This window comes from Oleiphilus sp. HI0061, from assembly GCF_001635675.1.
Genome location: NZ_LWFE01001045.1, coordinates 1 through 20,470 on the forward strand (window position 1 = coordinate 1; position 20,470 = coordinate 20,470).

Annotated in this window: 20 protein-coding genes and 1 pseudogene; 8 read left to right on the forward strand and 13 right to left on the reverse strand. The window is 44.4% G+C overall.

The window, feature by feature from the left end:
• Positions 1–51: 51 nt before the first annotated feature.
• Entirely contained in the window at positions 52–684 is a 633-nt protein-coding gene (locus tag A3735_RS13705; protein ID WP_068510064.1) for an RluA family pseudouridine synthase, read from the reverse strand.
• Between the two features lie 141 nt (positions 685–825).
• Between A3735_RS13705 and cysZ the strand changes: the two genes are divergently transcribed.
• On the forward strand, positions 826–1,611 hold the full coding sequence (cysZ, locus tag A3735_RS13710) for a sulfate transporter CysZ (protein ID WP_068510062.1): 786 nt from the start codon (positions 826–828) through the stop codon (positions 1,609–1,611).
• A gap of 14 nt (positions 1,612–1,625) precedes the next feature.
• Here cysZ and phoR read toward each other — a convergent pair whose 3' ends face one another.
• The 5 genes from phoR to A3735_RS13735 all read right to left on the reverse strand — a co-directional run bounded on the left by phoR (position 1,626) and on the right by A3735_RS13735 (position 5,913).
• Positions 1,626–2,966, reverse strand: a complete 1,341-nt coding sequence (gene phoR, locus A3735_RS13715; RefSeq protein WP_068510060.1) for a phosphate regulon sensor histidine kinase PhoR — start codon at positions 2,964–2,966, stop codon at positions 1,626–1,628.
• A gap of 176 nt (positions 2,967–3,142) precedes the next feature.
• Positions 3,143–3,838, reverse strand: a complete 696-nt coding sequence (gene phoB, locus A3735_RS13720; protein ID WP_068510058.1) for a phosphate regulon transcriptional regulator PhoB — start codon at positions 3,836–3,838, stop codon at positions 3,143–3,145.
• Between the two features lie 119 nt (positions 3,839–3,957).
• On the reverse strand, positions 3,958–4,839 hold the full coding sequence (ubiA, locus tag A3735_RS13725) for a 4-hydroxybenzoate octaprenyltransferase (RefSeq protein ID WP_068510056.1): 882 nt from the start codon (positions 4,837–4,839) through the stop codon (positions 3,958–3,960).
• 4 nt (positions 4,840–4,843) lie between these two features.
• Positions 4,844–5,353: a chorismate lyase gene (locus A3735_RS13730; RefSeq protein WP_068552536.1), complete on the reverse strand. Its 510-nt coding sequence runs from the start codon at positions 5,351–5,353 to the stop codon at positions 4,844–4,846.
• Positions 5,353–5,913 carry a hypoxanthine-guanine phosphoribosyltransferase gene (locus tag A3735_RS13735; RefSeq protein ID WP_068552532.1) on the reverse strand — a complete coding sequence of 187 codons (561 nt, stop codon included), beginning with the start codon at positions 5,911–5,913 and terminating at the stop codon, positions 5,353–5,355. The genes A3735_RS13730 and A3735_RS13735 overlap by 1 nt, the downstream gene beginning before the upstream one ends.
• 259 nt (positions 5,914–6,172) lie before the next feature.
• On the opposite strand from A3735_RS13735, the gene A3735_RS13740 reads away from it, so the two are divergent.
• From A3735_RS13740 to A3735_RS13750, 3 genes are all read left to right on the forward strand, one after another.
• Positions 6,173–6,337: a rubredoxin gene (locus A3735_RS13740; RefSeq protein ID WP_068510051.1), complete on the forward strand. Its 165-nt coding sequence runs from the start codon at positions 6,173–6,175 to the stop codon at positions 6,335–6,337.
• Between the two features lies 1 nt (position 6,338).
• Positions 6,339–7,496 (forward strand): FAD-dependent oxidoreductase, encoded by a 1,158-nt coding sequence (locus tag A3735_RS13745; protein ID WP_068510049.1) that lies wholly within the window; start codon positions 6,339–6,341, stop codon positions 7,494–7,496.
• A 72-nt stretch (positions 7,497–7,568) separates the two neighbouring features.
• Positions 7,569–8,426 carry an acyl-CoA thioesterase II gene (locus tag A3735_RS13750; RefSeq protein ID WP_068510077.1) on the forward strand — a complete coding sequence of 286 codons (858 nt, stop codon included), beginning with the start codon at positions 7,569–7,571 and terminating at the stop codon, positions 8,424–8,426.
• Between the two features lie 23 nt (positions 8,427–8,449).
• Here A3735_RS13750 and A3735_RS13755 read toward each other — a convergent pair whose 3' ends face one another.
• The gene (locus A3735_RS13755) at positions 8,450–11,050 is read right to left on the reverse strand and encodes an EAL domain-containing protein (protein WP_068510047.1); all 2,601 of its coding nucleotides are present in this window, start codon (positions 11,048–11,050) and stop codon (positions 8,450–8,452) included.
• Between the two features lie 219 nt (positions 11,051–11,269).
• On the opposite strand from A3735_RS13755, the gene A3735_RS13760 reads away from it, so the two are divergent.
• Entirely contained in the window at positions 11,270–11,536 is a 267-nt protein-coding gene (locus tag A3735_RS13760) for a hypothetical protein (RefSeq protein ID WP_068510046.1), read from the forward strand.
• 71 nt (positions 11,537–11,607) lie between these two features.
• Here A3735_RS13760 and panP read toward each other — a convergent pair whose 3' ends face one another.
• Entirely contained in the window at positions 11,608–13,278 is a 1,671-nt protein-coding gene (gene panP / locus A3735_RS13765; RefSeq protein ID WP_068510044.1) for a pyridoxal-dependent aspartate 1-decarboxylase PanP, read from the reverse strand.
• 113 nt (positions 13,279–13,391) lie between these two features.
• A complete protein-coding gene (locus A3735_RS13770; protein WP_068510042.1) occupies positions 13,392–13,904 on the reverse strand; it encodes a hypothetical protein in 513 nt (170 codons plus the stop codon).
• A gap of 163 nt (positions 13,905–14,067) precedes the next feature.
• Here A3735_RS13770 and A3735_RS13775 point away from each other — a divergent pair, with 163 nt between their 5' ends.
• Positions 14,068–16,242, forward strand: coding sequence for a tRNA(Met) cytidine acetyltransferase TmcA (locus A3735_RS13775; RefSeq protein WP_068510040.1), 2,175 nt, complete (start codon positions 14,068–14,070; stop codon positions 16,240–16,242).
• A 19-nt stretch (positions 16,243–16,261) separates the two neighbouring features.
• Here the strand turns inward: A3735_RS13775 and erpA are convergent, their stop codons facing one another.
• From erpA to argC, 4 genes are all read right to left on the reverse strand, one after another.
• A complete protein-coding gene (gene erpA / locus A3735_RS13780) occupies positions 16,262–16,615 on the reverse strand; it encodes an iron-sulfur cluster insertion protein ErpA (protein WP_068510038.1) in 354 nt (117 codons plus the stop codon).
• Positions 16,616–16,718: 103 nt separating this feature from the next.
• Positions 16,719–17,204, reverse strand: coding sequence for a polymer-forming cytoskeletal protein (locus A3735_RS13785; RefSeq protein ID WP_068510036.1), 486 nt, complete (start codon positions 17,202–17,204; stop codon positions 16,719–16,721).
• A 20-nt stretch (positions 17,205–17,224) separates the two neighbouring features.
• On the reverse strand, positions 17,225–17,968 hold the full coding sequence (locus A3735_RS13790; RefSeq protein WP_068510034.1) for a DUF6776 family protein: 744 nt from the start codon (positions 17,966–17,968) through the stop codon (positions 17,225–17,227).
• A gap of 23 nt (positions 17,969–17,991) precedes the next feature.
• Positions 17,992–19,035 carry an N-acetyl-gamma-glutamyl-phosphate reductase gene (gene argC / locus A3735_RS13795; protein WP_068510033.1) on the reverse strand — a complete coding sequence of 348 codons (1,044 nt, stop codon included), beginning with the start codon at positions 19,033–19,035 and terminating at the stop codon, positions 17,992–17,994.
• Positions 19,036–19,416: 381 nt separating this feature from the next.
• Between argC and A3735_RS13800 the strand changes: the two genes are divergently transcribed.
• Both A3735_RS13800 and A3735_RS13805 read left to right on the forward strand, forming a co-directional pair.
• Positions 19,417–19,992 (forward strand): 1-acyl-sn-glycerol-3-phosphate acyltransferase, encoded by a 576-nt coding sequence (locus A3735_RS13800; protein ID WP_197470098.1) that lies wholly within the window; start codon positions 19,417–19,419, stop codon positions 19,990–19,992.
• 116 nt (positions 19,993–20,108) lie between these two features.
• A pseudogene (locus A3735_RS13805) lies at positions 20,109–20,470 on the forward strand (hypothetical protein); the annotation flags it as partial.

Here is a 20,470-nt window from a genome sequence, read left to right on the forward strand (position 1 = left end):
AAAGCAAGGTACAAAACGATTTTGTTCAGCCAGGTAAACTGGATTATCTGACTAAAAAGGTGTAGCACTTGAGAACTCCATAAAAGTTTTAGTCTTTGGCTGGTAGATACTTAAGTCTGTGGCATGTAGGCATAAACGGCTACTAGCCTTTAATGCCGACTCGTGAGCATAAAGCCCATCGCCCAATATTGGATGGCCGGTATATAGCATATGAACACGTAGTTGATGAGAGCGACCTGTTATCGGCGTGAGGATGACTCTCGATGCCTGTTCTGAGCGAGTCGTACATTGATAGAAGGTCTGAGCAGCTTTACCTTCATGTGAAATCATCTGTCGAGGCCGATTGGGCCAGTCGGTCTTCAATGGCTGATTAACTTCGCCACTTTCATCTTCCATAAAGCCATAAACCAAGGCTTCATAGCGCTTTTTGACTTCTCTGTCATGAAACTGCCTACTAAGCTCCCTGTGGGAATCCGCATCAAGCGCCAAGACCATCAAGCCCGAGGTTGCGCAATCCAAACGATGAACCACCCTGATAGTGGGAAATTGGTCTTGTAAGCGGCTCAGCAAGCAATCAGCTTTGTCGGGGCCTCTGCCCGGAACTGATAGCAAACCGGAGGGCTTATTAACCACCACAAGCTGTTCATCTGAATAAACAATCTCGATTTGAAAATCTGGACGCATTGGCTACAACTACCTAGTGACATTACTTTGATTTCATCAGAGCACTGCTGAAACTCCAAGCGAGCTATTATACACTGCCTACAACCCTATTAAGCCCTATAAATTTCTTAGACGATATTCTGATCAGGAGCGAATCTTCACATGAAGGGAAATATGTTTACCGGCTTTGGCTATCTGGCTCAAGGTTTCAAGATCATTTGCCAGCCCGGCTTTCGCCTATTTTTACTGGTTCCTTTAACCGTAAATATCATCTTGTTTACGCTGCTCATCATGTGGGCATATAGCCTAGTAGACGGTTGGATGGCGACCTTATTGTCTTGGGTCCCAGAATGGCTAGGATTCATGGAGTGGTTATTCTGGGGAATCTACTTCTTAGCCATCTTAATGACGCTGTTTTATGGCTTTATTGCCGCCGCGAATTTAATCGGCGCTCCTTTTTATGGCTACCTGGCAGAACTCACTGAAAAGCACTTAAGCGGCCAAGATAAAGGTGAAGACTTCTCATGGAGCGAGCTACTGGCAATGGTTCCCAGAACCATCATGCGAGAACTCCAAAAGCTTGTTTATTATATCCCGCGGGTGCTAGTGCTATTGGTTTTAGGCTTAATCCCCGGCTTGAATGTGATTATTGCTGTTATCTGGATTATTTTCTCAGCCTGGATGATGGCCATTCAATATATCGACTACCCGGCAGATAATAATAAGATGAGCTTCCCCGATATGAAAAACTACCTGGCTAGCCATCGTCTGACATCACTAGGTTTTGGGCTGGTAACGTTTGGGGCAACGCTTCTGCCTATCGTGAATTTTCTGGCACTGCCCGCTGCGGTGTGTGGCGCGGTCGCATTTTGGGTAAACGAAGAAAGATCTTTAGGCAATATCAATATGAACTTTGAAGCAGAGGCGCAGAAAAAGCTATCCAAGTAAATGCAGATAGCTCATCAAGATGCATTTGCTAGCGCTTTCTGTTCATTAGCCGAGCTACTGGAAACCATTATCGATGCCGGGAAGTGACAAATAAACTCACTGCCTATGCCTTCTTCACTATGGATTTCCAGCTCGGCATTATGATTGATCAATACATGCTTCACGATCGCTAAGCCCAAGCCTGAGCCGCCACTTGAGTGGTCTCTGCTGGGGTCCGTTCGATAGAAGCGTTCCGTCAAGTGAGGGATGTGAACGGAATCAAAACCTTCACCGGTATCACGCACACAAAAGTGAGCACCTTCTTCATCCAGCCACCAGCTGATGTCGATATCACCACCGGTGGGCGTATACTTAACTGCATTAAACGCAAGGTTTGAGAAGGCGCTATAAAGCTGACGAGAGTCACCGGTAAATAAACAGGGTTTGGTGCTTTCAAAGTCCAAACGAATATTCTGATTTTTGTCAGCGCTAAAGGCTCGTGCGTCGCGGTAGACTTCTTGTAGTACCGGTTCGATATCGATCGCTTGAGTATTACTAGGCAGGCCTTCAGTTTCATACTTGGCGAGTAACAAGAGGTCACTAATCAGGCTTTCCATCCGTTTCGTTTGCTCTTGCATTGAATTTAAGGCTCTTCGCCACTTCTTAGGTGTATCTTCAGCATCCTGGAAGGTTTCGATATAACCTCTAATAACCGTCAATGGCGTTCTCATATCATGAGAAACATTGCTAACGAAGTCACGCCGCATCTGTTCAAGTCGCTGCACACGCGTCACATCTTGCGCGAAAACCAAGCGGTCATCTTTGCCAAACAAAGTGATATGTACTTGCAAAGTTGCACTTTTATTTAAAGGTGAACGTAGCTCTAAAGGTTCGTCGTAATTCTTGCTTTCAAAATATCGCTTAAAGGAAGGGTCTCTAAGCAAATTTGTTATCAGCTGACCTCTATCTGACTCTCGTTTAAAGCCAAGTACTGTACTTGCAGAGTCATTCCACCAGTCCATCGCACCTTCAGAGTTAGTCATGACGACAGCCTCTTTTAGTGCATTGGTAGATAATTGGACACGAGCAATCATTGACCGCAAGTTTTCTTGAGTAATGCGATTTTGATATTGAATTTGATATAGACCGTCAAACAGATCGCCCCATAAACCATGGCTTTCGGGAATTGCTTGGTCTTCTTGTACACTGTAAAGCCAACGATGCAGCTTAACAGCCTGGCTGATTGTCCAGGCTAAGTAGGCAAAGCAGCCAATCGCGAGAACCCACGCTAATTCCCCAATCAGCAGGCCAAGTACCAGCAAGCCAATCACAGCCCAAAAAAGGGAGTATAAGTGACCGATGATTCGTTTGTGCATAACCTTATGCTCCAGCACAGGAAGACAGATTCATTCTCTGATTCAATAGTTTGCCATTAAAACGCAAACGGTACAGAGAGTGTGCACCCTTCGTCAATGATCGAAGTCATGTGCATGAAAAATCGAGCTCCTTGCCACCTTTCTTATTTTATAACAAAGTTACCAATGCTCAAGCGCTATGCAGCACCTTGAGCAGAAAAACGATAGCCAGTACCTCGAACAGTTTGAACCAGGTATTCATGCCTTTCACCTAATGCCTTGCGAAGGCGCCGAATATGAACATCAACGGTTCGATCTTCAACATAGACATTGCCACCCCAAACTTGATCAAGTAGCTGGGAACGGCTATAAACGCGGTCTTGATGCGTCATAAAGAACTGCAGTAGCTTAAACTCAGTTGGCCCCATGCTCAGCAAATTATTGTGAGCGGTAACGCGATGACAAACTGGGTCAAGTACCAATCCATCTATTTCGATTTCACTTTCGACACCCGCAGGCGTCGCACGACGAAGTACAGCTTTAAGACGAGCAACCAATTCACGAGGAGAAAAAGGCTTAGTAATATAGTCGTCGGCACCGACTTCCAAACCCTGTACTTTATTATCCTCTTCGGTTTTAGCTGTCAGCATAATAATAGGGATATCACTGGTCGCTTCATTGCGTTTCAAGCGTCTTGCCAATTCAATTCCGCTAGTGCCTGGCAACATCCAATCAAGTAAAATCATATCGGGACGTTGATCCACAATAGCAATAAATGCATCCTGCGCATTTGAAGCTTCGATACAATTGTAATCAGCCATTTCTAAAGCAACAGCAATCATTTCTCTGATTGATGCTTCATCATCAACAATTAATACGGTTTTTTCTGACATAGTACTTACTCCAAAAATCAAACTGTATTAAAACGGCAAGCTGTTACAGTTTTATGACACTACACTGTAAGCCTATGCTGAGAACCTAATGAGCGCTCCTTTTTGCGAAGTTTTACAATTCACCTGACATAAAAGTCTAGAAACAGTCCCAGGAATAAAACCATACCCACCCAGTTATTGTTCAAAAACGCCTTAAAGCACTCATCTCTGTCACGATGGCGAATCAAGTGCTGCTGATATACAAATAGTACCGACGCAACGACAATACTCAGAAAGTAAAACTGCCCCATTTCAAGCTGTTCACCTAACAAGCTCAGCGTCAATATCACCAAAACCTGCAAAAATGCGATAATCGCCCGATCAGCCGAACCAAATAAGATGGCCGTGGATTTAACGCCGATTTTGATATCATCATCCCTATCGACCATGGCATACATCGTATCATAAGCAACGGTCCACAAGACTGTTGCCATATAGATCAACCAGATATGCGCAGGCAGTTCATTCACTTGCGCGGCATAAGCCATAGGAACGGACCAGGCAAATGCAGCACCTAAGACCACCTGTGGTAAATAAGTATAGCGCTTCATGAAGGGATAAGCAGAAGCAAGTGCGAGTGCACCAAATGAAAGGTAAATTGTCAGTTCATTGGTAAACAAAACCAGGATGAAAGACAACAGACATAAAACGGCGAAAAAGATCAAAGCCTGTTTTGCACTCACCCGCCCCGTCACCAGAGGGCGAGCTTCAGTGCGCTTTACATGACCGTCTATTTTTCTATCCGCAAAGTCATTGATTACGCAGCCTGCCGAGCGCATGAAAACAGAGCCGGCGATAAAAATAGCTAACACATCCATAGCTGGTATGCCCTCGGCAGCAAACCATAATGCCCAAAGCGTTGGCCACAAAACCAGATAAATACCTATAGGCTTATCCAACCTCGCAAGCCTTACGTAGTCCATTGCAACACTTGCAAACGCGGGTTTACTCTGAGTATTCATATGCCTATTTCTCTCGTTTGCTTGCCTCAAATACCCGAGGCATAAATAGTTCGCTCACCAGCAATGGTTTCTGACGAAGAAAAAATACCGAGCGCCGCCCAAATACGGGTTCTTTAAACTGTTTCACCAAGGAGACACTTTCAAGCTTACTACGCGTCATAACTCTGGATTTAAACAGAAATGCGCCTAAAGGCTTATCTCCCAAATACTGAAGCTGTCTTTCATAACCACTTAGCGTTGTTTTCGGAATAATACTGCGCGCTATCACCCATACTTCTCCGAAACAAAGCAGCTCAACTTCCCTGACCAGCGCTTTCTGACGCTCTCTCACTTTTAGTATCCGCCTCTCCTCAAGACTTGGTACAGCCCAGCCTTGATAAGTGACACGCACACTAAAGTTATTATTTGATGCTTCGATAAGCCTCTTGGTAAGTGAACCTTGATCAAAGACCCAGGAACCATATTGTTTAGGCACTTTCCAGTCGGGTATCCGCCGAGCGGCTGGCTTTAGCATCACATGCCCTTAACTGCGTAAATACCCGGCGCATTCCGCCAATAGCCTTGATAATCCATACCAAAACCAAAAACAAAACGATCCTCAACATTTAAACAAGTATAGTCAGCGAGCAGATCCTTGGTCGCCTTTCTGTCATGTTGCTTATCCAATAAAACCGTCGTCAGAACACGCGCTGCACCTTGCTGCCGACAATAATCCTGTACATGTAAGAGGGTATGCCCTTCATCAAGGATATCATCAACCAGAAGAACGGTTCGGCCCGACAGTGCTTTTACCGGCTTAGCCAGCCAGTCCAAGCGGCTGCCAGAGGTTTCATTCCCATATCGGGTAGCGTGTAAATAATCCAGCTCTAGTGGAAAATTCAAATGAGCGAGTAAGTGACCACAGTACACCAAACCGCCATTCATAATTGAAATAACCAGAGGGTTGTCGGTCGCTAAGTCTTGCTCAATATCTTTGGCTGTCTTTTCAATTGCATCACTTAGCTCAGACATATCGATTAGGCAGTCGGCCTCATTAAAGACTTTCTGGGCTTCGACGGTTTTGGTATTGGACATAGATCTTCCTGATAAAATGGCTGTGCAGATTATATCTGTGAGCCTGCCTGGCCGCAAAGTTACTATCGCTGAAATAGTGAAAGATTTGTGCTGATCGAGCTGATTCGGTAAATTAGCCCGCTAAGTGAATGAGGCAACATTTATTCTCTAAACTAGAATCTTCTCTTCGCATAAGCAAGCGGGCGCTAGTGTAAACCAGAGAGGCATGTTTGTATGCATTCGAAAGGCAAGTAACATTTTGATAATACAGGTATAAAGAATGAAGAAGTGGCAATGCGTAGTCTGCGGATTAATTTATGATGAGAGCGAAGGCTGGCCTGATGATGGCATCGAAGCGGGCACCTCATGGGAAGATGTACCCGAAGACTGGCTTTGCCCTGACTGTGGTGTAGGCAAAGAAGACTTTGAAATGGTAGAGATTTAACATGAATACTTCACCTATCGTTGTCATTGGTAGTGGCTTGGCCGGATATAATCTTGTTAAGGAGGTTCGCAAGCTGGACCAGGAAAGCGAGATTATTGTGATCACTCAGGATGACGCACACTCTTATTCCAAGCCTATGCTCTCGACAGCACTTGCCAAAGGCAAGCAGGCTGATGAGCTATCAATGGCCGACCCGGGAAAGTTCGCGGCACAGCACAATATTTCAATCAGAAATCATACGAGTGTTGACCGAATCGATACTTCTGCCAAAGCAATCCTGATAGGTGAAGAACGCTTAGACTACAGCAAGCTAGTGCTTGCTTGTGGTGCTCAGGTCAATAAGCTCAGTTTTCCCGGAAGTGAGCTTGAGAAAGTCGTTTCAATCAATGACCTAATGGACTACCGCCGTTTTCGTTCTTTGTTAGGCGAAAACTGCTCAGAAAGCCAGAACCATGTACTGATCATGGGTGCCGGCTTAATCGGCTGTGAATACGCGAATGACTTATTGGCAAGCGGTTATAAGGTAACTATCGTTGACCCTTCAAAATCAGCCTTAAACAGTTTGATTCCTGAAGAGGCCGGACAAGCGCTTATCGAAGGCCTTAGTGATGCAGGTTGTCAGTTTGAAATGCAAGCTCATGTAAGCGAAATCACTGAACAAGGAAATGGTTTGCTTGCTCGTTTAAGTAATGGCCAAGAACTTGAGTGTGCCTTGGTTATTTCTGCCGTCGGCCTGAAAGCCAATATACAAATTGCTCAAGACTCGGGGATTGAATGCCAGCAAGGGATTGTCACCAACGCCTTGCTACAAACTAGTGCAGAAGATGTCTACGCCTTAGGTGACTGCGCAGAGATCGAAGGGCAGGTCAGACTCTACGTGCTGCCACTAATGACCTGCGCACGCACCTTAGCGAAGACTCTGACCGGCACACCGAGCCAGGTAAGCTTCGGCATCATGCCGATAGCAACTAAAACACCCGCCTGCCCCGTCGTCGTTTGCCCACCTGCCAGTGCTTCAGGCCAATGGCGCTTCGAACAAGATGGCCTGAATATTTGTGGTCGTCATTATAACGAGCAAGACTGTTTGGATGGTTTTGTACTAACTGGGCAACGCTGTGTTGAAAAACAAGCGCTAGTTAAAGAGCTCAGTAGTCTTTAAGCTAAAGACTCCCTGAATTAGGCGCTTTGTTTAAAACTCAACAAAGCGCGATTAATAAAGTGAGTCATGATCATGCAAGACGTACTACAACAACTCATCGATGTCCTTCAACTTAAGCAACTCAACAACTTAGTCTTTGAAGGTTGCAGCGAAGATTTGGGCTTCAAAAATGTATTCGGTGGACAGGTCTGTGGTCAAGCACTGATGGCGGCTTATCAAACAGTCGATCAACTCAGCGCTCACTCAATGCATGGCTACTTTTTACGCCCAGGGGATCATTCTCTACCAATTCAGTACGAAGTGCAGATTATTCGAGACGGTAGTTCTTTCGCAACACGGCGAGTCATTGCCCGGCAAGACGACAAAGAGATTTTTACCCTCAACGCTTCGTTTCAAAAAGATGAAGCGGGTTCAGAACACCAGTTTGATATGCCCGAAAGCAAGTCGCCAGAAGAACTGGCTTCCGAGCTGGAAATACGTCGTCGCTTTAAGCACCTGATACCTGAAAAACTTAGGGAGCAGTTCACCCGCGATAAACCAATCGAAATCAGACCAGTTAAGCCAATTGACTATACCAACCCGGATATTCGTCCACCCTATAAGCAAAATTGGTTTAGAGCGGTGGCATCAGTCCCCAATGATCTATCATTACACCATTGCCTTCTGGCCTATGCCTCGGACTTCGGCCTGCTTGGTACTAGTATGCTGCCGCACGGTTTGAGTTTTATGCAAAAAGGCATGCAAGTTGCGAGTCTTGATCATTCGATATGGTTCCATCGCCCTTTCAAGGTTGATGAATGGTTACTTTACGATATGGATAGCCCTAGTGCGTCAGGCGGAAGAGGCTTTAATCGAGGGAATATTTTTAACCAACAAGGTGAGTTAGTTGCTTCAGTATGCCAGGAAGCATTGATTAGAAAACGTAGTTAAAACTGCAAATGCGTGACGCCTTGCTAGGATACGTCACGCGTATCGCTTTCAGACTTATCAAGCCACTGAAGTAGCCTCTCCATCGGCAAAGGTGGGGTTAGTAAATAACCTTGAACAGAATCGCACTTTAGCTCTCTTAAGCGCTCCATCGTCTCTTCATTTTCGACACCTTCTGCCACCACCTGATAACCCAGTTTTTGGCACATGTTAATGGTTGCTTCAGCAATGAGCTCATTGCCCTCATCCCCACATATTCCCGATATCAAGGATTTATCGATTTTAATCTCTGTCGCCGGTAATGACTTTAAATACGCCAAAGAGGAGTAGCCAGCGCCAAAGTCATCAACCGATAAACGTAAGCGTAAAGCACACACTTTATTTAAGACCTCAATCGCATCCAAAGGATTCGCCATCATCGAGGTCTCAGTTAACTCAAAATAAATGCGCTGAGGATCGCTGTTGTTATCAGCCATTTGAGCGCTCAGAAAATCAATCAAATCTCCCTCTCGCAGGTTCAACACCGATAGATTGATTGACATATTCAAGTCCCAACCAAGCTCTTTGAGACTATTCTGGGCTTTAAGTGCATTGCTCACCACCCAGCGTGTTAATGCTTTAATAATGCCTGTTTGTTCGGCAATCTCAATAAACTCATCAGGCCTAACCAAGCCATAACGCTCATGGTTCCACCTTACCAAGGCCTCCATACCTACAACTCGATTCTCTTTAAGAGAGTATTTAGGCTGAAAGTACAAAGCCAGATGATCATTCTTGATCGCTTCCTTCAATTCAGAAACCATCATCAAGCGGCGCGCATTGTATTGATCATATTCAGGGCGATAGTAAGAAAGGTGTCGCTCAAGTGCTTCCGATGAGTCTGCAGCTACTTGGGCATGGCGCAATAAAGTTTCGGTGTTCAAACCGTGCTCAGGACAAACAGCCACACCAATTACCGGACGCAGTTCCAGACGCATCTCCTTAAACTCAATTGGTTGCATTGCCTGCTTTAGAATTTCATTTACCTGCTCTGTGTGGCTTTCCGCAAGCTCTGCCTCAACGAGCATCACAAATGAGCCTGGCTCCAAAGAACAAATTAATGCTTCCTCGGAAGGCCCCTGAAGTTTGACGATACCTGGCATATTAACCGACAATGCAGCGAAATTCTGAGCCACCTCGACCTGCATTAAATCAGTATTATGGTGACCCAAGGTACGACTGATCTCCATATAACGAAGGATTTCGATCACACAAATAGCGATCCGTTTATTCCCACGAGACTCAATAACCAAATTAGCCTGCTGCTCAAAGCAGGAGCGGTTTGGCAAGTGGGTCGTGGGATCAGATAAAGACTTGTTTAATAGCTTCTGTTCGGTTTCTCTGCGCTCAAGTTGCTCCAGTAATCGTGCTTCTTGCGCAGCTATTCGCTGCCTATGCTCTTGATAGAAACGTGAGGCTAAGGCTGCGTTTAGTATAAATAGCTCTAGTGCTGAACCGATCTGCATACCGTACTCGGTAACGAAGCTCACCGGCATCAGGCCCTGTTTACTGAGCGCAGATATCGTCACACCAAACATGAAAGTACTCCATGCTGTGGCATAGATCCACGCCATCCTATTCCCCATAAAGCCCAATATTGGCCCCATTATGAGTAAAACAAAGCTGCCAGGAATGGCCCCCATCACCGACAATTGCAAGGAGGTCTGCGCATCAAATACCAAGATGCCAGCAAGGCCAATCAAGGCAATACCAATGATCGCATTGATTAAATACCCCAAAGTCTTACTGTATTGCTCAGGCTTGAGAAATTCTCGTGAGAATAGCGCTGAAAAAAGTAAACAGCTGGACGGCAATAACAATAAAAGCGTGTGATGAAACTCGGGGTTATCTGAATAAATAAAGGGGAAAAGCTTCGCTCTCATAATACCAAAGAACAGCATGTACAAGAATGCTGCGACTGAATAGTATAAATACAGCTTTTCCCTGAGCGCGACAAAGATTAATAAGTTAAAGAAGACAATAACTGATACAACGCCAAAGTAGGTCGCATGTAATGCGTCTTCTTTTCCTAGCTGCACAAAGGTGCTCGTTGCATCAGAAATTTTCATCGGAACCAACTGAGAACCTGCCGTGTCGACTCTTAGATAAATCTGGTGGGTTTCACCCGCAGCTATTTTGACAGGAAAGAGAAAATTAGGGTGATCTATCAGGCGCTGCGAATAGGGCTTTCTATCTCCGGTGTGAACTTCACTGACTAAGTTGTCACCTGCAAAATGATAAAAATCCACATAATCCAACAAAGGGTAACTGATCTCTAGAATCTGCTCCTTTTGCGCCTGGCTTGGGTTACTTAATTCAAAACGATACCAGTACGGATAACGCTGATAACCAAAGTTAGCCGAGTCTTCACTAAGACCTTTCCATTCACCTTCTCTTACAAGGCTTTTTATTGCCTCTATGCCGCTGTTACCTGAGTGATCTACTAGGTATTCACTTCGAATAATACGGGGCGCACCATCGTCTGGCATCACATTCGTAATACCCCAAGCAGGCCCGATAAAGCTTCCACTTAGACACAGCAAGAATATCAGTAGCGGCCTAAGCAAAATGTTTTTTAAGAACGTCATATATAAGGTTGGCTAATTTTAGTGTAAACAATTTCTCTGTTTCTTAAGCGTAGCAGGACAATTGATTTTTTCCTCTGCTCACTTGATATACATTTATGAGTAGATTCCCCCTTATTCACAAACTATTTCAAACAAATACATGCTATGACTTCAACTAAGCTCTATACTGAAGCTATGCTGCCTATAAAAAATATACTTGTAGAAAATAAGGAGTTATCGATGAGTAGTGCAGAAGCGAGCAAACAAGCCAAAATAATTAGTGAACTACGCGTCTTTATTCGAAAGTGTCTAAGTGACCCTAGTGTTTCAACAAAATGCATGGAGATCGCACGCGAGCTGAAAAATGAACCTGATGCTTCCGCTAAAATAGCAGAGAAGATCAGCGCCTCAACAATTGTTAGAATTCCTGAACAATTGAGTGATGCTGATAAGATCTTCTTGGAAGTCATTCACGAAGTCTTAGATGACGAAGCTGCGTTATATTAAGCTGAAGCAGTAATCTAGATTTAGCCTTGAGTGATTAAATCTATGCACCAATAGTCTGTGTTTATCTCAGACTATTGGCTATCCTCGGAGAGCTGACACAAACTACGCAATAACTTCATTGCTCGTTGAACCTCCATAGAAGCGTTCACGATTTCTTTCTGCTCTGCCAGAATATCTCTTAATGTATCAGTGGTCGTCAGTGGATTTGCTAATACCACTCGAAAGACGACACATGCTTGTCGATTATACTTCGGGGGTTCCAAACGCGTTCTTGAAACAAACGATAGGCCTTTCTCACGCTGAGTTTTTTGTACAAACTTAGTGATACGATCCAGAACTGCATTGATCTTTTCCATCAAAATATCGTCTGCAACTGCTAACACCGACGTTGCAAACTCCGGGCAATAACGATAAGTAATAATATTTAACTCAGGATAGGTAATCACCTCGAAGTCCTGATCGTTGTCGATCATGGCAGCAAAAGCTTTGGCTTTATTGATACCTTCGTTGATCAATATCTCGTATCCATCTTTGGCAATAATCTTCAGGCCAGAGTGAATCAGCATCGCCATTCCCGGGCGTGAACCTTCGAGAGTTGTACTTCCCAAATCCTTCGAGCCACGACGGACAACATACTGAGCATGATGTTCAATGGCCTTCAGTTTCTTTGGGTCCTTAAACACCACCAAGCCACTACCCATCGGAACATATAACTGCTTGTGTGCATCCAGGGTGACAGAATCTGCTTTTTCGATGCCTTTTAATAAAGAGCGATAGTCATTTGAAAATAATGTCGGGCCACCCCAGGCTGCATCGACATGAAAGTGAGCCTTAAACTCGCGCGCGATTTCAGCCACTTCTTCAAGAGGGTCGATATTGCCTGTCTCTGTTGTACCGGCAATGCCAATCACGCTAATTATGCAGATATTTTCTTTCTTCAAGCGAGTGCAGGTATCTCGTAAGGCTTCCAGATCTATACGGTTATGCTCATCAGTCTCTACAGAAACCAGGTAATCTCGACCTATGCCGATAATATCTGCTGTTTTGCTAAAAGAGTAATGCCCTCTTTTTGAGACCACGATTGCAGCACCATCATAACCATAGTACTTAATCGCTCGAAATAAGCCTTCATGGGCAACGCCCTTGAAGTTTCCTTCGGGTGGAAAGGCTAAATTTCGAGCCGCCCAAAGAGCTGTGATATTGGCAATGGTGCCGCCTGAGCACATTGCCCCCAATGCATGCCCTGCATCGTGCATCCACTTGCTATAAAAATCACTGTCTTCAGCGTATACCAGGCGGTGCAACATCCCGAGCACCTGTCTCTCTAGGGGCGTAAACGCTTTCGAGGTTTCGGTTTTTACCAGGTTCTGGTTGAGCGCAATCATGATCTTGGAAAGCGGCAACATGAAATAAGGTAAAGCAGAGGTCATATGACCAACGAAGCTAGGCGATGAGGTGTGAACAGACTGCGCAACTATTTTATCTAGAAGAAATTGAGTATGTTCGGATACAAAAATGGGCTTTTCAGGAATCCTGGGATCAGAAAAGTCTTTTTCCATTTCTTGCAAATCATGTTCGACCGCGACGATATGGTCCTGCATAAATCCTGCAAGATTATTAGAAACGTCTTTATCAATACGGCTAAGAGTAGAGTCTGGTGCTTCGGGTACTGTAAATACTCGATACATACTCTCTATGCTTGCCTGAGCAAACTTCTGCTTATGGTATAACTTGTCCAACATAGCTCACAACGTAGATTCAATACCCAAAATTTGAACGGGCGCTAGTATAGTCGGTCGTACAAAGGATAACCAGCCAAGGTCTCTTGCAATGGACCAATATCGTTTAAAAAACCTTATTGACTGGGAAGAATTGCCAAATCACCACTCTTTTGAAGCGATGCCAGCAACTGCTCCTTTAGATTTTTCACACTTTGATATTCAAGCTGAGCCGTAATTTCCTGCTCGACTTGATAAAAAGGCTTGGCAATATGCTCCTGGTTAGCATGATAAAAGTCACTCACGCGTTGACTATCAACTTCATATTCAGACTTTGGAAAAAGTGTTTTGCCTGCCTGCTCAGCACTCACCTTATGATCTTTCGCATACTGATAAATATGCATCTGCAAAGCGGCCATTTCGAGAGTTCTGCGCCTCTCGCGCTCTAACTTGCTAATACGTTCCTTAAACTCTGGCGACAGGTCTTCGAGATTTTTATCAATGCCTTTATAAACCAATAAAGGGGCGCGCTCTTCGACTTCTTTCTGCGCAGCATTCTGAGCCAAGAGGTTGGCTAGAACCATGCCAAATGAAAAGGCAAAGAACATCATAATGAACTGCGTTCTCCCCGGTTTCTGACTTTCTTTCAAAACGCTTCCTCTCTTACTCTATGACAGGTCAAGACACTGATACATGCAAAGACTTGTTTTAGTTCAAGCATAGACACATACTTCTGAAATTACAGGTTTACTTAAATTTTTGTCCTTGCCGGTCATTTAAATTCTTTATCGCCCTATTTACTAAGAAGCCACTATGCTTGAAAAGCTATTCTCCAATATTTTTGACGCTGCCCAGCAGTCTTTCTGTCGCTACCCCGTAGTGCTTAGTGGCGACAAGAATTGGTGTTTAGATACGGTTCAAAGCAACTCGCTTTTCGGCGATATAAATGAGGCTATTTATATCAGCGCCTCCGAACCTATTAAAGGCTTTAAGTCTGTTTCTGCACATAAAGTTAAAAGCCTCTTGGGTGGTGATTGTAATCTGTTGCTTTGGGATGGCTTCGATGGCTTAAGCCCGGACGGACTTGGTGGAGCATCTGGACTTGTTCGCGGAGGAGGCTTATTTATCATCATGGTGCCCCCTCTCGCTGACTTGGCTAAAGCACCTGACCCAGACTATCGCCGCATGTGCAGTGACGAGTCAGAGTTATCTAAAACAAACACCTTTTTTCTCCAGCGTTTGATTAGCTTTTTTAACAGTCAGGATTGTCTGCTATTTTGCCAAGAGAATCAGTCTCAGCTTCCTGCTGTTCCTGCGGCTGCGACGACTCAGGTACAGGCCCTACCCACACCTGACCAGCGCGAAGCAATTGAGCTAATCACTCATGTTGTCGAAGGGCACCGTAGACGGCCACTGATCGTCACCGCCGATAGGGGACGAGGCAAAACCAGCGCGCTTGGCATTGCCGCGGCGAAGTTGGCCCTCAAATATAAAAAATCTATTTTGATTACAGCCCCCTCAAAACGAGCTTGTGCCAATGCATTCTTCCACTTTTCAAAATACATTACAGATGAGTGTGGCAACCACGATAGTTATTCTCACTGTCTGAAGTTTATATCGCCTGATGAGCTCTTACTTACCAAGCCCGAGTGCCAGTTACTGCTAATCGATGAAGCTGCCGGAATTCCAGCGTCTACATTGAGTGAACTACTAAAGCACTATTCTAGAATCGTATTTTCAAGCACCATCCATGGCTACGAAGGCAATGGTCAAGGCTTTGCAATTCGTTTTAAGAAACAACTCGACCTACTAACACCCAAGTGGAAAAGCATTCATCTAAGCCAGCCAGTTCGTTGGGCCGAGAATGACCCCTTAGAAAATTGGATGAGTCGGCTATTATTTTTATCCTTGAATGACGATTCATTTAGCCAAAAACGTAGTGTAAAAAACAAACATACAGAGATGAACGTGCTCTGGCCTTCACAGCAGCAACTAGCCTCCGAGCCTAAACTTCTTGAGCAGGTTATTTCATTGCTAGTGAATGCTCACTATCAAACTTCCCCTGACGATATAAGACTTATACTTGATCATCCCGGTGTGTTGCTAGCTTGTGGTTTCAAAGATCATATAGAAAGTGAGCAACAAGGTGAGTTGATCTCAGCAATGCTGATAATACGAGAAGGGGGGATTTTAGAAAGCACTCTGCAACAAGAGATCCTCGCAGGAAAGCGACGCTTACGTGGCCACTTAGTTCCGCAGACTCTTGCTACCCTCTCTGGCGATATCAAAAACCTGGAACAACACTCATTGCGTATAATGCGTATTGCAGTACGCGCTGAATACGAGAATCAAGGGCTCGGTAGCCAACTAATTGAAGAAGCTTTACAAGTCGCGAAAACTAAACACCTTGATTGTCTTACTACAGCATTTGGACTGACAACCGAGTTGCTTTCTTTCTGGTCAAAGAATCAGTTTTCGCTTCTCAAACTTGGTCTTCAACGTGATAATGCTAGTGGCTGTTATGCCGCGATTATGCAAAGGCCGATATCTTTGTCTGCACAGGAAAATTTGGCTCTATTAGAAAGTATCTATGCCAGAAATTTGCTCAGTGGTATCAGTAGACAATATCAACACCACGCTAGCGATACGCTGTATGATGCGCTAACAGAAGCGAAAATTCCAGCAGTAGAGCTAAGGCTAGACAGCAGGCAGCTTGCTCAACTTCAACGCTTTGCTAGCCATAAGTTGGCCATCGAAGAATGTATGAGCGAGTTGATCAGTTTGACCTTATCTTGCTTCAAACAAAAAAATAAAAAAAGTTCAATCAAGCGCCCGCTACAAGTACTGATTCGACGGGTTTTACAAGCTCGTTCAATTTCTGATTGTGTGGAGGAGTTTAATTTTAGTGGGAAAAAAGACCTGGATAAGCATCTTAGAGAGGCCGTTCAAGTACTTTTAGAGCAGCTAAGCAGCCCTAAAATACTTTGAAATCAGGAAGGCTCAGCGCTTAAATACTAAAGCTCGAACCACAACCACAGGTTGTTTCTGCATTCGGATTGGTCACAGAAAACTGAGCACCTTTTAGGCCTTCAGTATAATCAACTGTCGCTCCGACGAGGTATTGATAACTCATGGCGTCGACAACCAGGTCTACACCCTGCTTGCTAACAACCGTATCATCTTCTGAAAGGTCTTCATCAAAAGTGAAGCCATATTGAAAACCCGAGCAACCACCGCCAGTCACATAAACGCGTAGCTTAAGAGCAGGATTTTCTTCCTCCTCAACCAGCTGTTTAACTTTACTCGCCGCCGCGTCGGTAAAAAATAGCGGGCTTGGCACATGAGTTTCTACAATGCTCATTGGTTCTCCGGCATTTGATTCTAATATTAGAATACTAAAACAATGTCATACTTCTATACAGAGCATTATCCAATTAACCTAGTAAAACAGTCAACTATTTCATTTAGCCATTATTAGAATCTGAACCCGACACGGCTTTTAGCGCAACTTGCTCAGCGGCTTTAGTCTCTGTGCTTTCACCTGAGTCATGATTCTTAATTGATACAGGCTCTTTATGGTGAACCAGGTTACCATTAACCTCAGCACCCATCGCCATTTCGATCAGATGATAATAAACATTCCCTTTTATTGACGCATTCTTGGCCAGCTCAATATGCTTCGAAGCATAAACATCGCCATGGACTGTACCGTTAACAATGATATGAGGTGCAATCACATCACCGTCTATTTCACCAATATCGCTAATACGAACAATCGCTTCACTGTCTTCTTCAGCGCGGATGGTGCCACGAATTAAACCATCGATATGTAAACCGCCAGAGAATTGAAGATCACCCTCTATCTGGGTTTTACTTGATACCAGAGTATCAAAATGAATATTCGGACTATTATGACGCCCTTTCCCTTTTTGTTTACTCTTGCCCCACATAATGATTCTCCCAAAAGTCTCTAAATTTTTTGATCAACTAACTGCTGCCAATCGAAGCTCTGTTCAATACGAGACGCTTTCTTTCCCTTCGACTGAGCAACCACTTGGATACCTGTCGGCACAAAACCTTTCGGTAGCAGCAGATCTCCGGCTATATCCTGAAAATACTTGAATTTAAACTTGATACCCAAAGCCGTTTGCTGCTCTGATATATCTCTTAAGGCTAGAACAGTTTCTTCTTCGCCCTGCATACCTATCACGTTAATCGCAACATTCCCGGATACGTAGCTCTTGTTATCAGCCACTTGCGCTAAGACAATTTTGTAGTCAAAACGCCTATCCGTTGCACCTAGCTGAATCTCGGCTTTCTGTACTTGTAAGCCTCGCGAGTTATCTGAAGGCGCCATAATATTTTGATAAAATGACAAGTCCTTTTCTAACTGCGACACGCGAGCCTTGTAATCCCTGATCGTCTCCTGAATTTCCTGCTTTGCCAGGTCATCAATCGTCCGACCGCTTTCAAGGTTTGCGACTTGCTGCCGTAAAGCGACTTCTTCCTCTTTTAAAGCAGCATACTCTTGTGCAACTTTTGCTAATTCTTGAACGACCTTTTCGTGTGCCTGTTTTATTTGGTAATCGCCCAAAAGAAAACTTAGGACGCCCATGACCAAAATGCCAATTGCAAAAATCACCCGCCGTTTTAATTTAATACCTGGCTTGTGCTTAACTACAATCAGACGATCTTCAGCTTTCCGTTTTACCATTCTAGTACAATCTCACCTAGGTGTTAGGGCATCAATGCCACTTGCTGTAAGCCCATCATCTCATCAAAACCAAACATAAGATTCATGTTCTGAATCGCCTGGCCAGAAGAGCCTTTTACCAGGTTATCAATAACCGACAATACAATAATTGTATTACTGCCAGGTTGCTGGTGCAGTGCAATTCGGCACATATTCGACCCCTTAACGGAACGGGTTTCTGGCAAAGAGCCTAGCGGCATCACATCGACAAAAGGCTCATCTTTATAGCGCTCTTCATAGATAGCTTGAGCCTGCTCCAGACTTAATTCAGCATCAGGCTTAGGTTGTATATACAAAGTCGCTTCGATCCCTCTAATCATGGGCACGAGATGAGGAACAAAGGTCACATTAACAGGCGATCCGTTTGCTTCACTCAAAATTTGCTGGATCTCGGGTAAATGGCGATGCCCGGAAACACCGTAAGCTTTAAAGCTATCAGCGCATTCCGATAACAGCATACCAACTTTAGCTGCACGCCCAGCACCACTGGTGCCTGTTTTAGCATCTGCAATGAGACGATCCGCCTGGACTAAGCCTTGCTCAACTAAAGGTAAAAAGCCCAACTGAATAACCGTAGGAAAACACCCAGGGCAAGCAACTAATTTGGCATCTTTAATTTGTTCACGATAGATTTCAGGCAGGCCATATGCAGCCTGAGGAATTAATTCAGGGCAGGCATGCTTCTGGTCATACCAACTTTCCCATACATCTACATCTTTCAAACGAAAGTCACCTGAAAGATCAATGGTACGCAAGCCGGAATCTATAAATTCAGACATCATTGACTGAGCCACACCGTGTGGCGTTGCAAAGAAGATAAGATCACAGCCAGCTAGTTCGTCTACGCTAGGATCGGTAAAAGGCAAGTCGATGTAGCCACGAACATGAGGAAACATATCTGCAACAGGGCGGCCTTTCTCAGTACGCGAGGTAACAACAGTAATTTCAACCTTCGGATGAAGCACCAATAATCTTAATAACTCCGAACCGGTATAGCCAGTCGCGCCTACAATACCTACCTTTATCACTTTATATCCCCAAATTTCGAATCTTAAAAAACGGCCGATTATATCACGAGATCAACGGCAAGGTTGTAAGCAATTATAGCCAGCCCTATGCCAAGCAAGGCAATTTTATTACAATTTATGGCTTGTATAACAATATAGCTGTGACACAAAACGCTCTATAATCGTTTTACGCACTCATCCTCTCGATAATAATCGCCGCCTACGGACATAACTGACTCAAGCATGCTACTTACTATTCGTACAATACTCGTTCTCACTTACTTCTTTAGCGTTGCTTTGCTCGGCAGTTGCATCTGTCTTTTTAGGCCCTTCAACCCTGATAACACAAGAATATGCGGGCGACTATTCAGCTGGGGAGCTTTGAAGTTATTGGGCGTGAAAATGACGATAGAGAATAAAGAACTATTGGATAATATGCCCCCCAGCGTTGTTATCGCCAATCACCAAAGCAACCTCGACCTCTTTGTTCACGGCGGTGTCATTCCTAAGCGCTGTGTAAGCGTCGGTAAAAAGAGCCTTAAGTATCTGCCTTTATTTGGCCAGGTTTATTGGCTCGCCGGCAATATCATGATCGACCGTTCCAAAAGTCGTGAATCTATCAATACCATGGCTGAAACAACCGAAGCGCTTAAACACAATAATACTTCGATTTGGGTCTTTGCCGAAGGCACACGTAACGGCGGTAATGATCTGCTACCCTTTAAAAAAGGCGCCTTCCATATGGCTCAACAAGCCTCTGCTCCCATTGTTCCTATTTGCGCCAGTGCCTACCCCAAACATATCAATCTCAATAAATGGCATGCAGGTGAAGTCATTGTCCGAATTCTACCTCCTATCGACACGCATATGGCTGAAGACAAAGATTTGGGCACTTTACTTGAAGACGCACACAGCCAGATGAAAGCGACTATTGATGAGCTAAACCAGAAAGTGAAAAATCGTTCGGATAGAAAATAAATCACTTGCCAGCATTTATGGCAACACATTCAGGCTCTAGCTCTTAGAATATTATCTACTTTGCTATAAACTAGCACTGTACTGAATATTAGATTTTAAGACCATAAAGCCGGACTATGCCGCTAAAAACACACTTCGAAAACTATAAGCGCGTTTTCAGACAGCAGCTCTCTGGTGTCGATGCTTTGCCACAGCTAGCAATTCTTGGCCTGATTGCCGGGTCCTTAACTGCTGGTGTCATCCTGCTTTTCCGCTTCATGATCGAAGTCCCTCTTGCTTATTTTCTTCCTGAAGGTGATCCGGAAAATTTTGAAGGCTTAAGTACCTTTATGCGGGTGGTGATGCCGCTTAGCGGCGCCCTGTTAATCGGCACCATCTGGTATCGTTTGAAGATTAGCCAGCGTAAGGTCGGCGTCGCACTAGTGATGGAGCGTCTCAATTATCATCAGGGTTATATCTCGTTTAAAAGTATGATGAC

Bases quoted from the DNA above. Each gene is read 5' to 3' on its own strand.
- A3735_RS13800 (WP_197470098.1), top strand. From the start codon at position 19,417: ATGACGATAGAGAATAAAGAACTATTGGATAATATGCCCCCCAGCGTT.
- A3735_RS13775 (WP_068510040.1), top strand. From the start codon at position 14,068: ATGCTTGAAAAGCTATTCTCCAATATTTTTGACGCTGCCCAGCAGTCT.
- A3735_RS13785 (WP_068510036.1), bottom strand. From the start codon at position 17,204: ATGTGGGGCAAGAGTAAACAAAAAGGGAAAGGGCGTCATAATAGTCCG.
- phoR (WP_068510060.1), bottom strand. From the start codon at position 2,966: ATGCACAAACGAATCATCGGTCACTTATACTCCCTTTTTTGGGCTGTG.
- phoB (WP_068510058.1), bottom strand. From the start codon at position 3,838: ATGTCAGAAAAAACCGTATTAATTGTTGATGATGAAGCATCAATCAGA.
- A3735_RS13755 (WP_068510047.1), bottom strand. From the start codon at position 11,050: ATGACGTTCTTAAAAAACATTTTGCTTAGGCCGCTACTGATATTCTTG.
- A3735_RS13745 (WP_068510049.1), top strand. From the start codon at position 6,339: ATGAATACTTCACCTATCGTTGTCATTGGTAGTGGCTTGGCCGGATAT.
- A3735_RS13750 (WP_068510077.1), top strand. From the start codon at position 7,569: ATGCAAGACGTACTACAACAACTCATCGATGTCCTTCAACTTAAGCAA.
- A3735_RS13740 (WP_068510051.1), top strand. From the start codon at position 6,173: ATGAAGAAGTGGCAATGCGTAGTCTGCGGATTAATTTATGATGAGAGC.
- A3735_RS13705 (WP_068510064.1), bottom strand. From the start codon at position 684: ATGCGTCCAGATTTTCAAATCGAGATTGTTTATTCAGATGAACAGCTT.
- cysZ (WP_068510062.1), top strand. From the start codon at position 826: ATGAAGGGAAATATGTTTACCGGCTTTGGCTATCTGGCTCAAGGTTTC.
- A3735_RS13730 (WP_068552536.1), bottom strand. From the start codon at position 5,353: ATGCTAAAGCCAGCCGCTCGGCGGATACCCGACTGGAAAGTGCCTAAA.
- ubiA (WP_068510056.1), bottom strand. From the start codon at position 4,839: ATGAATACTCAGAGTAAACCCGCGTTTGCAAGTGTTGCAATGGACTAC.
- A3735_RS13760 (WP_068510046.1), top strand. From the start codon at position 11,270: ATGAGTAGTGCAGAAGCGAGCAAACAAGCCAAAATAATTAGTGAACTA.
- A3735_RS13735 (WP_068552532.1), bottom strand. From the start codon at position 5,913: ATGTCCAATACCAAAACCGTCGAAGCCCAGAAAGTCTTTAATGAGGCC.
- erpA (WP_068510038.1), bottom strand. From the start codon at position 16,615: ATGAGCATTGTAGAAACTCATGTGCCAAGCCCGCTATTTTTTACCGAC.
- panP (WP_068510044.1), bottom strand. From the start codon at position 13,278: ATGTTGGACAAGTTATACCATAAGCAGAAGTTTGCTCAGGCAAGCATA.
- A3735_RS13790 (WP_068510034.1), bottom strand. From the start codon at position 17,968: ATGGTAAAACGGAAAGCTGAAGATCGTCTGATTGTAGTTAAGCACAAG.